The following is a 14,766-nucleotide window of genomic DNA, read 5'->3' as shown; positions in this document are numbered from 1 at the left end:
CGGAGGTCGGTTCTGACAGGGCCAGCATTCCAGCATCGCGTCCGGGGTGCCCCCGCGCGACGGTAATCGTGGTGGATCCATCCGGTACGGGGCCGATGCCTGGCCGGACATCGTGTTTCTGGCCGGAACACGCCCCCGCGCACGGAGGGGCGGGGCCGCCGTCCCCGGCAGCCCCGCCCTGCGTCTTCGTCGTCCACGCCCTGGAGGCCGGCAATGGCCTGGTGGCGTTCAGCGTCCGGTCATGCCCGACGCCAGGGCAGTTCCGCCGTCACCCGGGTCGGGCCCGCCGCCGGGGAGTCGACCAGGAGGATGCCGTCGACCGCGTCCAGGCGCTCGGCCAGGCCCGCGAGACCGCTGCCCGCGGAGGCGTCCGCGCCGCCCGCCCCGTTGTCGTACACCTGGAGCATCAGACGGTCCTTGGTGCGCCACACGTCGACGGTGGCCCGCGTCGCCCGGCTGTGCTTGCTCACGTTCTGGAGCAGCTCGGAGACCGTGAAGTAGGCGATGCCCTCGATGGCGGGGGCCGGGCGTTCCGTGAGGTCGACCTCGACCGTCACCGGCACCGTGCAGCGCGAGGCCACCGAGGAGAGCGCCGCGTCGAGGCCGCGGTCGGTGAGGACCGCGGGGTGGATGCCGCGGGCCAGGTCGCGCAGCTCCTGCAACGCCGTCTTCACCTCGCCGTGCGCCTCGCCCACCATGCGCGCCGCCGACTCCGGGTCCTCGGTCAGCTTCTCCTTGGCGAGACCCAGGTCCATGGCCAGGTTGACCAGGCGGGCCTGCGCGCCGTCGTGCAGGTCGCGCTCGATGCGGCGCAGGTCGGCGGCGGCCGTGTCGACCACGACACCCCGGTCCGACTCCAGCTCCACCACACGCGAGTCGAGCCGCGAGGGACCGAGCAGCCCGGTGACCATCACCCGGTCCACCGTCGTCAGCGCCCGCAGCACCCACGGCGTCGCCAGCACGAACAGCAGGCCGACCGCCGAGGTCAGCGCGATCTCGAACGGGTTGTTCAGGTAGACGGAGTGCGCCTCGTCGCCGTAGAGCTGGAGGCCGGCCTGACCGGCGTACATCGGGAAGACCCACTGCCACAGCGGATACGTGAACAGGGTCCAGCCCGTCGTCCAGAAGGCGATCGCCACCGAGAACGCGAACGTCGCCCACGGGAAGTGCAGCACCGTGTAGACGAGGTGCCGCCAGGAGGCGCCGCTCTTGAGCGTCGCGCCCATCCACGACAGCGGGCCGTTCCCGCGCGGCCGCAGCGGCTGCGGCGCGTCGACGTCCAGCTTGAGCAGCGTCCGCGCCCGCGCCCGCTCCAGCGCGCCGAGCCCCCGCGCGCCGGCCAGGCCCGCCGCGAGCACCGGCACCCCGATGAAGGTGACGAGCAGTCCGGCGCCGAGCGACATCATCGTCACGGTCCAGACGAACCCGATGACGGCGATCGGGAAGCTCAGCAGGAGATAGCCGAACTCCCGCCAGGCCCGTCCCTCGACCGGCGCCCGCAGTCCGGCCGGCAACCGGCCGAGGCCACGCTTCGGGCGCGGCTCGTCGTCGTACGAGTACTCGCTGCGGTATCCGTACTGCTGCGTGGCCATCGGCGTCGTCCGTTTCTGCTCAGGGGCTGCTTGCGGGTGCTTGCGGCTGCTTGCGAGTGCTTCCGGGTGCTTCCGGGGCTTCGGGGTGGTGGCTCGGGGTCCCTCGGGGTGTCTCCGTGTTCTGGTTCCAGCGTCCTCGGCGGCGGGCGCACGGGCCATGCGGCGGGTCGGCGTCTTCGACCGGGGGTTTTCCCTACCCCTGGGCCCGGCCGGGCTTGTCGGGGGCTGCTGGGTGTACGGGGTGGGTGAGGTGTATGGGGTGGGGTGGGGCGAAGGGGATGGGTGGGGCGAACAGGGTCGGTGGGGCGAGCGGGGTGGGTGGGGGGCCTGGGCGGTAGGGGCTTCCGGGGCTGCGGGATCGTCGGGGCTGTCGGGGTTGCCGGGTCTGCGGGGTCGCTGGAGTGGCCGGGGTTGTCGGGTCTGCGGGGTCGCCGGATCTGCCGGAGTGGCTGGGGCTGTCAGGTCTGCGGGGTCGCCGGAGCTGCCGGATCAGGATCGCCGCAGCTGGCAGGACTGCCGGGTCCAGGGATCGTCGGGACTGCCGGAGCAGCCGGCTTCACGGGATCGCCGGGATTGCCGGAGCAGCCGCCTTTACGGGGTCGCCGGGCCCTCCGGAGCTGTCAGGACCCCCAAGGCTGCCGGAGCTGCCGGGCCCTCCGGAGCTGTCAGGATCGCCGGGGCTGCCGGGGCTGCCGGGGCTGCCGGGGCTGCCGGGGCTGCCGGGGCTGCCGGGGCTGCCGGGGCTGCCGGGCCTGCGGGGTCGCCGGAGTGGCCGGTGCTGTCGGGGCCGTCGCGATCGCCGGGTCCGGGATGTCCGGCACGCCTCCCCGGCCTAAGGGGTCCGCTGGGCTGTGCGGTCGCGCCAGGGCAGTTCGGCCGTGACCGTCGTCCCGCCGCCCTCCGGTGAGTCCACGACGAACAGGCCGTCGACCGCGCCGAGCCGCTCCGCGAGACCGGCCATACCGGTGCCCTTGTCGAGGCTCGCGCCGCCGCGCCCGTCGTCCTGGACCTGGATCAGAAGCCGGTCGCCCGAACGCCACACCTCGACCGAGGCCGAGCGCGCGCCGCTGTGCTTGCTGACGTTCTGGAGCAGTTCGGAGACCGTGAAGTATGCGATGCCCTCTATCGCCTCGGCGGGCCGCGCGGGCAGATCGGCCGTCACCTTCACCGGCACCGTGCAGCGCGAGGCCACCGAGGAGAGCGCCGCGTCGAGACCCCGGTCGGTGAGGACCGCGGGGTGGATGCCGCGGGCCAGATCGCGCAGCTCCTGCAATGCGAGCTTCACCTCACCGTGCGCCTCGTCGACCATCGCCGCGACCGTGTCGTCGGCCTGGCCCTCCAGAAGCTTCTCCTTCGCGAGGCCGAGCCCCATCGCCAGATTGACCAGACGGGCCTGCGCGCCGTCGTGCAGGTCCCGCTCGATCCGGCGCAGATCGGCGGCCGCCGTGTCGACCACGACACCCCGGTCCGACTCCAGTTCCTCGATCCGCCGCTCCAGCTCGTCGGACGGTGAGAGCAGCGCCCGTGCCATCGCCCGGTCCGCGTTGCTCAGCCCGCGCACCACGAACGGCAGCACCGGCCACAGCACGAAGAGCCCGACCAGCGTCACGACGAAGGTGAGAATGCCCCAGGGCAGCCGCATCACCGCGTAGAGCATGGCCCGCCAGCCCACCGGGTCCTTCAGCGCGTTCCACAGCCGGCCGAAGAAACCGTCCCCGCGCCGCACCGGCAACGGGCTCGGCTCGTCGATCCGCACCCCGAGCAGCGCCCTCGCCCGCCCCCGTTCGAGCCGGCCGAGCAGCCGCGCGCCCATCAGCGCGACCGCGATCAGCGGCAGGCCGATCACGGTGACGGTCAGACCCGCCCCGAGGGACAGCGCCGTCACCGCGTAGACGAAGCCGAGGACGGCGAGCGGGAAGCTGGTCAGGAGATACGCGATCTCCTTCCAGGTGTGGGCGTCATAGGCGAAACGCGCCCGGGGCAGTACGGGCTGCGCGTCGGAGACGTCGAGAGGCTCGGTCATATCGAAAGGGTGCCCTGCGCGCGCCGCGCGGCGCCATGAGGCGGACTGCCGGGGACGAACGGGGGATAACCCCACCCCGCCGGGGGCACCAGGGCCACCCGCGGGCGGCGGCCGCGAACCCGGGCGGTACCGGGCTGCTTACCGTCCCTTTAACAGGCCCTAGACTCCCGTGCGTACAGATCGTCGAACACGAATCATCAACGAACACGCGAGGGGCGCTAAGACGTGACCGTCATCGCGGCGGACTACTTTCGGTCGTACTCGGTGGTCGGCCTGCTCGCCGTCGTCGGCGTGCTCTTCGTCGCCGTCGCCTTCGGCGCGGGGAAGCTGCTGCGCCCGGTGGTCCCCACCCCCGAGAAACTCCTCACGTACGAGTGCGGCGTCGACCCCGTCGGCGAGGGCTGGGCCCACACGCAGGTCCGCTACTACGTGTACGCCTTCCTCTACGTGATCTTCGCGGTCGACTCGATCTTCCTCTTCCCCTGGGCCACGGTCTTCGCCGCGCCGGGATACGGCGCGGCGACCCTCGTCGAGATGTTCATCTTCCTCGGCTTCCTCGCCGTGGGCCTGCTGTACGCATACAAGAAGGGCGTCCTTACATGGGCGTGAGTGACGTGACCTCCTCGGAATCCGTACCCGTGCTGCTCCCCGAGCCCAAGCGGCTCGGCGTGCTCTCGCGCCTCGCCCCCGAACCGATGAAGGTGGTCCTCAACTGGGGCCGCCGGTACAGCCTGTGGGTCTTCAACTTCGGCCTCGCCTGCTGCGCCATCGAGTTCATCGCGGCGTCCATGGCCCGCCACGACTTCATCCGCCTCGGCGTCATCCCCTTCGCCCCGGGCCCGCGCCAGGCCGACCTGATGGTCGTCTCCGGCACGGTCACCGACAAGATGGCCCCCGCCGTGAAGCGCCTGTACGAGCAGATGCCCGAGCCCAAGTACGTGATCTCGTTCGGCGCCTGCTCCAACTGCGGCGGCCCGTACTGGGACTCGTACTCGGTGACCAAGGGCGTCGACCAGATCATCCCCGTCGACGTGTACGTACCCGGCTGCCCGCCCCGGCCCGAGGCGCTGCTCCAGGGCATCCTCAAGCTCCAGGAGAAGATCGCGCGCGAGTCGCTCGGCGAGCGGTACGCCTCCGCCGACGCGGCGGCGGGCCGGCCCTCGGCGGCGGCGCTGAGCAGCGGGCTCGTGCAGCCGCCCACGCCGGGAGGTACGGCATGAGCGGCTCCTGGCTGCCGAGCCCGGTGACGGAACTCTTCGGCGCCGACGCCACGACCGAGGAGGCGTACGACCTGCTGACGGTCGACGTCCCCGCCGCCTCGTGGACCGCGGCTCTGGAGACGGCCCGTACGACGCTGGGCTGCACGTACTTCGACTGGCTGAGCGCCGTCGACGAGCCGGGGACCGGGTTCCGCGTGTGCGCGCACGTCGCGGTCGTGGGTCCGGGCACGGTACGCCGGCTGCTGCTGCGCACGACGGTGCCGCACGAGGCGCCGGTCCTCGCGTCGGCGGTCGGCGTGTACGCGGGCGCGGCCTGGCACGAGCGCGAGACGCACGAGATGTTCGGCGTGGACTTCACGGACCACCCCGGCCTCGATCCCCTGCTGCTGCCCGACGGCTTCGAGGGCCACCCGCTGCGCAAGGACTTCGTACTCGCGGCGCGCGTCGCGAAGGCGTGGCCGGGTGCGAAGGAGCCGGGCGAGTCCGAGCACGGCGGACCCAAGCGGCGTCAGATGCTGCCGCCCGGCGTCCCCGACCCGAACGACTGGGGCCCGCTGAAGGGCCAACTCCCGCCCGCCCCGGCACGTCCGGCGCGGGGGCACGGGCTGGTGCCGCCGGTGCCGGTGCCGCCGGTGCCGGTGCGGCGGGTCGTGCGACGGGGAGCGGCCGGCTCGGCGGACGCGGTCCGTGAGCGAGGGGTCGGCCAGCCAGGCTGCCTCGGCTCCGGCTGTGCCGGAAGCGGGCTCGACGGGGGCCTCCGCGGAAGCGCCCGCGGGGAGCGGCCGGTGCGACCGGCGCGGCGCACGCGCAGCGCCTCGCAGGGCTCGGCCAGCCAGCAGCCGGTCCAGCCGGAACCGGAAGCGGAAGCGGCGAAGGAATCCGTGGGATCCGTGGAATCCGCTCCGAAACGCCGGGCCGGTGACGCCCCTTGGCACCACGCCACGCCGGCGTTCGACGAGAACGCGAAGCCGGAACCCGCATCCGCGCAGACGCCGGGATCCGCGCAGACGCCCGAGCCGGAGCCTGAACCTGAGCGGAAAACGGAGCCGACGCCGCAACCGGCCCCAGCTCCAGCCCCGGCCCCGGCACCCGCGCCCGCGCCCGACGACCGCGACCCGACGAGCGAACCCGCCACGACGGACGAACCCCACGCGAGGGACGAACCCAACGCGACGGGCGAACCCGCCACGACGGACGAACCCAACGCGACGGGCGAACCCGCCACGACGGACGAACCCAACGCAACGGGCGAACCCGCCACGACGGACGAACCCAACGCAACGGGCGAACCCGCCACGACGGACGAACCCAACGCAACGGGCAAACCCAACGCAACGGGCAAACCCGATACGACGAACGACCCCGACACGACCGACGGAGGCACGCAGTGAACGACGCGCTCGACGTCGCCCTGCGCCTCGTCCTCGTCTTCGTCGCCTTCCTGGTGCTGCCCCTGGTCGTCGGCCAGACCGAGCACAAGGTCATGGCCCACATGCAGGGCCGGCTCGGCCCGATGTACGCGGGCGGATTCCACGGCTGGGCCCAACTCGTCGCCGACGGCGTCAAGTTCGCGCAGAAGGAGGACGTGGTCCCGGCCGACGCCGACCGCCGCGTCTTCCAACTCGCCCCCGCCGTGGCCCTGCTGCCGTACCTCCTCGTGCTCCTCGCCATCCCGGTCGGCCCCGGCGACGGCGCGGTCGGCGTGGTCGTCGACGCGGGCGTCTTCTTCGTGCTCGCGGTGATGGGCATCGGCGTCCTCGGCTCGCTGATGGCGGGCTGGGCGAGCGCCAACAAGTTCTCCCTCCTGGGCGGTCTGCGCACGGCGGCACAGCTCCTCGCGTACGAACTCCCGATGCTGCTCGCGGCGGCCTCGGTCGCGATGGCCGCCGGCACGGTCTCCCTGCCCGGCATCCTCGGCGCCTTCGAGTGGTGGTGGCTGCCCTGGCAGATCGTCGGCGCGATCGTCTTCTTCGTGGCCGGCCTCGCCGAGCTGCAACGCCCGCCCTTCGACATGCCCGTTGCCGACTCCGAGATCATCTTCGGCGCGTACACCGAGTACACGGGCCTGCGCTTCGCTCTGTTCCTGCTCGCCGAATACGCGGGCATCGTGGTGCTCTGCGGTCTGACGACCGTCCTGTTCCTGGGCGGCTGGCACGGCCCGTGGGGCGCCGACGGCCTCGGCTGGCTCTGGACCCTGCTGAAGACGGCGGTCCTCGCCTTCGTCGTGATCTGGCTGCGGGTGACGTACCCCCGCCTGCGCGAGGACCAGCTCCAGAAACTGGCCTGGACCACGCTCGTCCCCCTCGCCCTCGCGCAGATCGCGCTCACCGGAATCGTGAAGGTGGCGATCAACTAAATGCCCCCGATCCCTGGCTCCGGCCTCGCCAAGGGCCTCGCCGTCACTCTCCGCACGATGACGAAGAAGACCGTCACCGCGCAGTACCCGGACGTCCAGCCCGAACTCCCACCCCGCACGCGCGGTGTGATCGGCCTGTTCGAGGAGAACTGCACGGTCTGCATGCTGTGCGCCCGCGAGTGCCCTGACTGGTGCATCTACATCGACTCCCACAAGGAGACGGTGCCGCCCGCCGCGCCCGGTGGACGCGAACGCTCCCGCAACGTCCTCGACCGCTTCGCCATCGACTTCTCCCTCTGCATGTACTGCGGTATCTGCATCGAGGTGTGCCCCTTCGACGCGCTGTTCTGGTCCCCGGAGTTCGAGTACGCGGAGACCGACATCCACGAACTCACCCACGAGCGCGACAAGCTCCGCGAGTGGATGTGGACGGTTCCGTCCCCGCCCGCCCTCGACCCGGCGGCCGAGGAACCCAAGGAACTGGCCGCGGCCCGCAAGGCAGCCGACAAACTCGCCGCGGCCGCCGCCCCGAGCCCCACGAACCCGACGGCTGCCGCCCCGAGCCCCACGAACCCGACGGCTGCCGCCCCGAGCTCGGCTGAACCGAAGCCCGTGGAAGCGAAGCCCGCCCAGCGCCCCGCGGGACCGGCGGCCGCCGAGCCGAAGCACACGGAGCCGAAGCCCACCGCGCCGAAGCCCGAGCCCGCCCCGGGCGCCACCCCCGACCAGCCCACCGACCAGCCCGGAAAGCGGCCCGGAGATCAGCCCGGAGAGGAGTCCGCCGGATGACAGTCCTCGCCGTTCCTCCTGGCCCCGGTCTCCCCACCGCCCTCGCGGCCTCGGCCGCCGAGAGCCACGGGTTCCTCTCCCCGACGGGCGTCGAGATCGCGTTCCTCCTCGTCGGTCTGGTCACCTTCGGCGCCGCGATCGTCACCGTCACCACGAAGCAGCTGGTGCACGCCGCCCTGTGGCTGGTCGTCGCCCTCGGTGGCCTCGCCGTCGAGTACCTCCTGCTCACGGCCGAGTTCATCGCCTGGGTACAGGTCCTCATCTACGTCGGTTCCGTCGTGGTCCTCCTCCTGTTCGGGCTGATGCTGACGCGGGCGCCCATCGGCCGCTCGCCGGACGCGGACAGCCCCAACCGCTGGGCCGCCCTGGCCGTGGCCGTCGTCTCCGCGGCGGCCCTGGTCTGGGTCGTCGTCGACGCGTTCCGCACGACCTGGATCGACCTCGACACCGGCGCGGCCCAGAGCAACACGGAGGTGACCGGGTCGGTCCTCTTCCGGCACTGGGTCCTGCCGTTCGAGGCGCTCTCGGTCCTGCTGCTCGCCGCTCTGGTCGGCGCGATCGTCCTGTCCCGCAAGAAGAACGCCGCCGAAGCCGAAGCCGCTCCGCAGGGCACCCGGGAGGGCAACCGCTGATGCACCTCGCCTATCCCGCTGTCCTGTCCTCCCTTCTCTTCTGCACGGGCCTGTACGGAGTGCTGGCCCGCCGCAACGCGATCCTGGTCCTGATGTCCGTCGAGCTGATGCTCAACGCCGTCAACCTCAACCTCGTCGCCTTCGACGTCTGGCTCCGCGACGCCCTGCACTCCGGCCAGGCCCTGACCCTGTTCACCATCGCCATCGCCGCCGCCGAGATCGGCATCGGCCTGGCGATCGTGCTGGCCGTGTACCGCAACCGCGGCACGTCGGACATCGACAAGCTCCGCGACTCCGCCGAGCCCCACGACCCGGACGACGACCCGCACGACCCGTCCGACGCCACCGCGGCGGCCGACACCCCGGCCGGCGCGACGGACGAGAAGGCCGAGGCCACCGCGTGACCACGACGACCCTCGCCGTACTCGTCCCCCTCCTGCCGTTCCTCGGCGCCGTCGCCGGCCTGCTCCTGGGCCGCACCGCCCCCGGCTTCGTCCGCCCGCTGGCCGTGCTGCCGACGCTCGCCGCGCTGGCCCTGGCCGCGACGGTCGCCGTCCGGCAGGGCGGCGGCTCGGGCAACGGCACCGCCGCCCTCGACGCGCACACCGAGCTCACCCCGACCGGCTCCGTGCCGATCGAACTCGCCCTGCACATCGACGGCTTCGCCGCCCTCGTCGCCCTCCTCGTCGGTCTGGTCGCGACCTGCGTCCAGCTCTACTCGACGGGCTACCTGCGCGACGACCCGCGCTACCCCTCGTACGCCGCCCTCGTCTCGCTCTTCACCTCCGCGATGCTCCTGGTCGTCTACTCGGGCGACCTGATGGTTCTCCTCGTCGGCTGGGAAGTCATGGGCATCTGCTCGTACTTCCTCGTCGGCCACTACTGGGAGACCCCCGAGGCGCGGGCTGCCTCCCTCAAGGCCTTCCTCGTCACGAAGCTCGGCGACGTCCCCTTCCTCATCGGCCTGTTCGCGCTCGCCACCGATGCGGGCTCGTTCCGCATCACGACGATCCTGGGCAAGGTCACCAGCGAGGGCGGCCTCGACCACCCGACCCTGATCGCCCTGCTGCTCCTCGCCGGCGTGGCGGGCAAGTCCGCGCAGTTCCCGCTGCACACCTGGCTGCCCGACGCGATGGCGGGCCCCACGCCCGTCTCCGCGCTGATCCACGCCGCGACGATGGTCGCCGCAGGTGTCTACTTCGTCGCCCGCCTCCTCCCGGTCTTCGCCGCCTCCCGGGCCGCGCTGATCGTGCTCGCCGTCATGGCCGCGGTGACCATGGCCGGTTCGGCGCTCGCCGCGCTCGCCCAGGACGACATCAAGCGCGTCCTCGCGTACTCGACGATCGGCCAGCTCGGCTACATGACCGGCGCCCTCGCCGTCGGCGACCGCGACGCCGCCGTCTTCCACCTCCTGTCCCACGGCGCCTTCAAGGCGCTGCTGTTCCTCGCGGCGGGCGCGATCATCCACGCCGCCGGCACCAACTCGCTGGCCGCGATGTCGCGCATGGGCAACCTGCGCGCCCGCGTGCCCGACGCCTTCTGGACGATGACCGTGGCGCTCCTCGCGCTCGCCGCGATCCCGCCCTTCAGCGGCTTCTTCTCCAAGGAGGCCGTCCTCGGCGCCGCCGAGCACACCGCCACCGGCCAGGAGCACGGCGCCCTGGCCGCCCCGGCCGCGTCCGGCTGGATCGTCCTGATCGCGGGCCTGGTCACGGCCCTGCTCACCGCCGCCTACGCGACCCGCCTGTGGCTCCTCGCCTTCAACGGCCGCGGCACCGAAGCCCCCGACCACGGCAGGCAGCCGGCCGTGATGAACATCGTCCTGTGGGTCCTGGCGATCCCCTCCCTCACCTTCGGCCTGATCACGGGCGTGCTGCCCGACTGGTTCGACGGCCGCTCGCTCACCCCGACCCTGACCACCTCCGTCCTCGGCACCGGCTTCGCGCTCGTCGGCGGCCTGGTCACGTACGCGGCCTGGCGGCACACCACCGCGATGGCTGTCCGCGCCACCGTCCCCATCGGAGCGGTCGCGGTCGACAGCGAGTCCGGTGACGGCGGTCTGGTCGAGGCCGAGGCGATCGCGACGCACACTCCCGCGTACGGCGACATCGCGAGCGCCCACGACCCGGCAGATCCGGGCCGTCTGCTGCTCGGCCCGCTGCACCGCCACGCGGCCGTCGGCTTCCACCTCGACGCCGTCTACGCGACGCTCTTCGTCCGCCCCGTCCAGGCCGGCGCCTCACTGGTCCGTTTCCTGGACCGCGCGGTCGTCGACACCTACGTACGCGCGGCGGCCGAGACCCCCAAGGCGCTGGGCTGGGCCGTGCGCCGCGCCCAGACCGGAAACGTGCAGACCTACCTCAGCGCACTGCTCGCAGGCACCGTCGTCCTGGTGGTCGCCGTCGTCCTCGTCGCCACCGCCGGAGCGTGAGCAGCCGTGATCGATATCAGCGAATCCGTGATGCAGTTCCTTCTCGCATTGATCGTCGTCGGCCCGCTCATCGGCGCGGTCCTCGCCCTCCTCCCGGCCCCGCCCGGGCTGAAGGGAAACTCTCCCGACCAGGCCGTGCTCCGCCACGGTGTGACCGTGACCGGCGTGATCCTGATCGCCGCGATCGTCCTCGCGCTCGGCTTCGACCACGACCATCCGTCGAGGATGCAGGCCACGACGGACATCAGCTGGATCCCGGCGCTCGACGTGCGTATCCACCTGGGCATCGACGGCATCTCCCTCCCCCTCCTGGTGCTCACGGCGCTGCTGACGTTCCTCTGCGCGCTGTACTCCTACTTCAAAATGCCGGCCGGGCCTTCGCCCAAGGCGTTCGTGGCCCTGATCCTCGTCCTGGAATCGGGCACGCTCGCCACCTTCGCCGTCCTGGACCTCCTCCTCTTCTTCCTCGCGTTCGAGATGGTCCTCATCCCGATGTACTTCCTCATCGCCCGCTGGGGCGGTGCCGAACGGACCGCGGCGGCCTGGAAGTTCATCCTGTTCACCCTGCTCGGCTCGGTCGTGATGCTGCTCGGCATCCTCCTTATCGGTGTTAAGTCGGGCACGTTCGACATGATGGCACTCGCCACTGACAACGGCCGGAACCTGACCGCATCGGTGCAGGTCATCGCCGTTCTGGCGATCGGGATCGGGCTCGCAGTGAAGACCCCGATGTGGCCGTTCCACAGCTGGCTGCCGGACGCGCACACCGCCGCGCCGACCGTCGGCTCGGTCCTCCTCGCCGGCGTCCTGTTGAAGATGGGTACGTACGGATTCGTCCGGATCCTGCTCCCCATCACCCCCGACGGGATGCGGACCTTCGCGCCGTACCTCGCCGCGTTCGCCGTCATCGGGATCATCTACGGGTCCCTGGCCTGCCTGAACCTGGCGAAGCAGGGCGCGAAGGGCGATCTCAAGCGCCTCATCGCGTACTCCTCCGTCGGCCACATGGGCTTCGTCCTGCTCGGTATCGCGACGATGTCCCCGACCGGCGTGAACGGCGCGCTGTTCGCGAACATCGCGCACGGCCTCATCACCGGCCTCCTCTTCTTCCTCGTCGGCGCGCTCAAGGACCGGACCGGCACCAGCGACCTCGACACCCTCGCCGAGCAGGGCGGTATGGCCCTGTACGGCAGGGCCCCGCGCCTCGGCGGCCTCATGGCCTTCGGCGCCGTCGCCTCGCTCGGCCTGCCGGGCCTGGCCGGGTTCTGGGGCGAGATGCTCGCCCTGTTCGGAGCGTTCGACCCGGCCGACGACCTCAGCCGCCCGGCGTTTCTCGTGTTCATGGCGATCGCCGCCTTCGGCACCCTGCTCACCGCCGCGTACATGCTCCTCGTGGTCCGCCGCGTCTGCATGGGCCCGCGGCCGACGGAGACGGCCCCGGCCGTCGCCGACGTCCAGGGCTACGAGTTCGCCGCCTGGACCCCGCTCGTCGCCCTCACCGTCCTCGCGGGCCTGTGGCCCGCCGCGCTGCTCGGCCTCACGAACCCGGCCGTGCAGAAGCTCCTCGCAGGAGGCCTCCAGTGATCGCCGTCGCCGCGCCATCCGTGGCGTCCCTCGTCCAGTCCGTCGACTGGGTCGCGATCGCGCCGCCCACCATCGCGGCGGTCGTCGCCCTCGGCGTGCTGGTCGCCGACCTGTTCGTGGGGGAGCGGCGCAAGCCCCTCCTCGGCTGGATCTCCGTCGCGGGCCTCGCCGCCGCCGCGCTCGCGCTGATCCCGCTGATCGGCGACGAACGCTCCACCTTCTGCCTCCAGGACGCCCCCTACCAAGCCTGTAGCTACACCGCGGACCGCTTCACGCTCGTCATCCAGTTCCTGGTCCTCGCGGGTGCCCTGCTCACCGCGCTGCTCTCGATCAGCACTCTGAAGGACGCCAAGAACGCGAACAAGCCGCTTCCCGAAGGCGAGTTCTGGTTCCTTCTCCTGTCGTCGGCCGCGGGCGCCGCGCTGCTTCCCGCCTCCCGCGACCTCGCCACCCTCGTCGTCGCCCTGGAAGTCGCCTCCCTGCCCGCCTTCGCTCTCGTGGGCCTCAAGCAGGGCGACAGGCGCTCCTCCGACGCGGCCCTGAAGTTCTTCCTCTCCTCCGTCACCGCGACCGCCATCACCCTGCTCGGTGTGAGCTTCGTGTACGCGACCACGGGGACCCTGCACCTCACCCGCGTGGCCACGGAACTCACCGATGTGGACGCCCAGTTCCACACCCTCGCCCAGGCAGGCGTGGCCCTCACCCTCGTGGGGTTCGCCTTCAAGACGGCCGCCGTACCGTTCCACTTCTGGGTGCCCGACACCTACGTAGGCGCGCCGCTGCCGATCGCCGCCTACTTGTCGGTCATCGGCAAGGCCGTCGGCTTCACCGGCCTCATCCTCGTCACCGTCGTCGCGTTCCCCTCGTACGCCGATGTCTGGGGTCCGGCCCTCGCCGCCCTCGCCGCGCTGACCATGACCATCGGCAACGTCGGCGCCCTGCGCCAGCAGGCCACGCGCGCGTACAGCGCCGTCCGCCTGCTCGCCTGGTCCTCCGTCGGGCAGGCCGGCTACCTCCTGGTGCCGATCGCCTCGGCCGCGTACGCCGACGACCCCCAGAAGGCGATCGGCTCCACGCTCGCGTACGCCCTCATGTACGCCGCCGTGAACCTCGGCGCCTTCGCGGTGGCCGCCCTCGTCGCCCGTACGAAGCCGCTCAACCGCCTGAGCGACTACCGCGGCCTCTACGCCTCGCGTCCGCTCGCCGCGCTCGTCCTGGGCTTCTTCCTGCTCTGCCTCGCGGGACTGCCGCCGGGCATCATCGGCCTGTTCGCGAAGGTCACCGTCTTCTCGGCGGCCGTCGACGCGGGGCTCGGCTGGCTCGCCGTCGTCATGGCCGTGAACGTCGTGATCGCGCTCTTCTACTACCTCCAGTGGACCACGACGCTCTTCCGCGCCCCTGAAGGAGAGCCGTCCGCCTACCGCGCCTCCATGCCGCTCACCGCCGCGATCGCCCTCACGGCCGTCATCGGAGTGGCCCTGTCCGGAGCACCTCAGCTGGTTCTGCGTTTTGCTTCGACGGGCCTCTTCTAGGCACCCTCGTACGGCACCGGACAACGCACACCTTCAAGGAGACTCACGCCGTGCTGAGCGGGTTCAAGGACTTCATACTTCGCGGGAACATCATCACGATGGCCATCGGCCTGGCCGTCGGTTCCGCCTTCACCGCGGTCGTCACCGGGTTCAGCACGGCGTTCATCGCCCCGCTCATCGGCCTGGCCACCCGCTCGACCGGCGACTTCAGCAAGGCGCACTTCACGGTCGAGGGCACCGACTTCCCGTACGGAAAGTTCGTCAGCGCGGCCATCGCCTTCGTGATCACCGCGGCGGTGCTCTACTTCGTGGTCGTCGTCCCGATGATGAAGCTCCAGATGCGCCTGGACCGCGGCAAGCCCGTCGACATCAAGGCCGCCCTGCGCGACTGCCCGCGCTGCTTCAGCCAGATCCCCGGCATCGCCACCCGCTGCTCCCACTGCACGAGCGAGGTCAAGCCGGACCCGCAGGCCCTGGAAATGGCCGGCCTGCCCCAGCAGCGCTGACCCGGACGGCCTACACGCGCGGCCCGCTCCCCAGGCGCGCACAAGGGAACTAGTCCCCCTCGCCTGGCGTTGACCAGTACGGGAGGGTCCACTGGACGTGG

At 71.7% G+C, this 14,766-nt stretch carries 13 protein-coding genes; 11 read left to right on the top strand and 2 right to left on the bottom strand.

Annotated features, from left to right (window positions below; translation table 11 throughout):
• Positions 1–239 precede the first annotated feature (239 nt).
• Together V2W30_RS16680 and V2W30_RS16675 are read right to left on the bottom strand one after the other, a co-directional pair.
• Positions 240–1,592, bottom strand: a complete 1,353-nt coding sequence (locus tag V2W30_RS16680) for a sensor histidine kinase (RefSeq protein WP_338697397.1) — start codon at positions 1,590–1,592, stop codon at positions 240–242.
• 832 nt (positions 1,593–2,424) lie between these two features.
• Positions 2,425–3,615, bottom strand: coding sequence for a sensor histidine kinase (locus V2W30_RS16675; protein ID WP_338697395.1), 1,191 nt, complete (start codon positions 3,613–3,615; stop codon positions 2,425–2,427).
• 225 nt (positions 3,616–3,840) lie between these two features.
• Between V2W30_RS16675 and V2W30_RS16670 the strand changes: the two genes are divergently transcribed.
• From V2W30_RS16670 to V2W30_RS16620, 11 genes are read left to right on the top strand one after another with little or no spacing between them, the layout of a single operon-like run.
• Positions 3,841–4,224 (top strand): NADH-quinone oxidoreductase subunit A, encoded by a 384-nt coding sequence (locus V2W30_RS16670; protein WP_338697393.1) that lies wholly within the window; start codon positions 3,841–3,843, stop codon positions 4,222–4,224.
• A complete protein-coding gene (locus V2W30_RS16665; RefSeq protein ID WP_338697391.1) occupies positions 4,215–4,835 on the top strand; it encodes an NADH-quinone oxidoreductase subunit B family protein in 621 nt (206 codons plus the stop codon). The genes V2W30_RS16670 and V2W30_RS16665 overlap by 10 nt, the downstream gene beginning before the upstream one ends.
• Positions 4,832–6,226 carry an NADH-quinone oxidoreductase subunit C gene (locus tag V2W30_RS16660; protein ID WP_338697389.1) on the top strand — a complete coding sequence of 465 codons (1,395 nt, stop codon included), beginning with the start codon at positions 4,832–4,834 and terminating at the stop codon, positions 6,224–6,226. Before V2W30_RS16665 ends, V2W30_RS16660 begins: the two co-directional genes overlap by 4 nt.
• Positions 6,223–7,191, top strand: coding sequence for a complex I subunit 1 family protein (locus V2W30_RS16655; protein ID WP_338697388.1), 969 nt, complete (start codon positions 6,223–6,225; stop codon positions 7,189–7,191). The genes V2W30_RS16660 and V2W30_RS16655 overlap by 4 nt, the downstream gene beginning before the upstream one ends.
• Positions 7,192–7,980: a NuoI/complex I 23 kDa subunit family protein gene (locus tag V2W30_RS16650; RefSeq protein ID WP_338697387.1), complete on the top strand. Its 789-nt coding sequence runs from the start codon at positions 7,192–7,194 to the stop codon at positions 7,978–7,980.
• Positions 7,977–8,612 (top strand): NADH-quinone oxidoreductase subunit J family protein, encoded by a 636-nt coding sequence (locus V2W30_RS16645; RefSeq protein ID WP_338697386.1) that lies wholly within the window; start codon positions 7,977–7,979, stop codon positions 8,610–8,612. Before V2W30_RS16650 ends, V2W30_RS16645 begins: the two co-directional genes overlap by 4 nt.
• Entirely contained in the window at positions 8,612–9,016 is a 405-nt protein-coding gene (gene nuoK, locus V2W30_RS16640) for an NADH-quinone oxidoreductase subunit NuoK (RefSeq protein WP_338697385.1), read from the top strand. The genes V2W30_RS16645 and nuoK overlap by 1 nt, the downstream gene beginning before the upstream one ends.
• Positions 9,013–11,043 (top strand): NADH-quinone oxidoreductase subunit L, encoded by a 2,031-nt coding sequence (locus V2W30_RS16635; RefSeq protein ID WP_338697383.1) that lies wholly within the window; start codon positions 9,013–9,015, stop codon positions 11,041–11,043. The genes nuoK and V2W30_RS16635 overlap by 4 nt, the downstream gene beginning before the upstream one ends.
• Before the next feature lie 6 nt (positions 11,044–11,049).
• Positions 11,050–12,627: an NADH-quinone oxidoreductase subunit M gene (locus tag V2W30_RS16630; RefSeq protein WP_338697380.1), complete on the top strand. Its 1,578-nt coding sequence runs from the start codon at positions 11,050–11,052 to the stop codon at positions 12,625–12,627.
• Positions 12,624–14,159 (top strand): NADH-quinone oxidoreductase subunit N, encoded by a 1,536-nt coding sequence (locus tag V2W30_RS16625; protein ID WP_338697378.1) that lies wholly within the window; start codon positions 12,624–12,626, stop codon positions 14,157–14,159. The genes V2W30_RS16630 and V2W30_RS16625 overlap by 4 nt, the downstream gene beginning before the upstream one ends.
• A 50-nt stretch (positions 14,160–14,209) precedes the next feature.
• On the top strand, positions 14,210–14,665 hold the full coding sequence (locus tag V2W30_RS16620) for an MscL family protein (protein WP_338697376.1): 456 nt from the start codon (positions 14,210–14,212) through the stop codon (positions 14,663–14,665).
• The last annotated feature ends 101 nt before the right edge of the window (positions 14,666–14,766 follow it).

This window comes from Streptomyces sp. Q6, assembly GCF_036967205.1.
Lineage (GTDB): Bacteria > Actinomycetota > Actinomycetes > Streptomycetales > Streptomycetaceae > Streptomyces > Streptomyces citrinus.
This window is presented reverse-complemented; position numbering and strand designations above follow the sequence as displayed.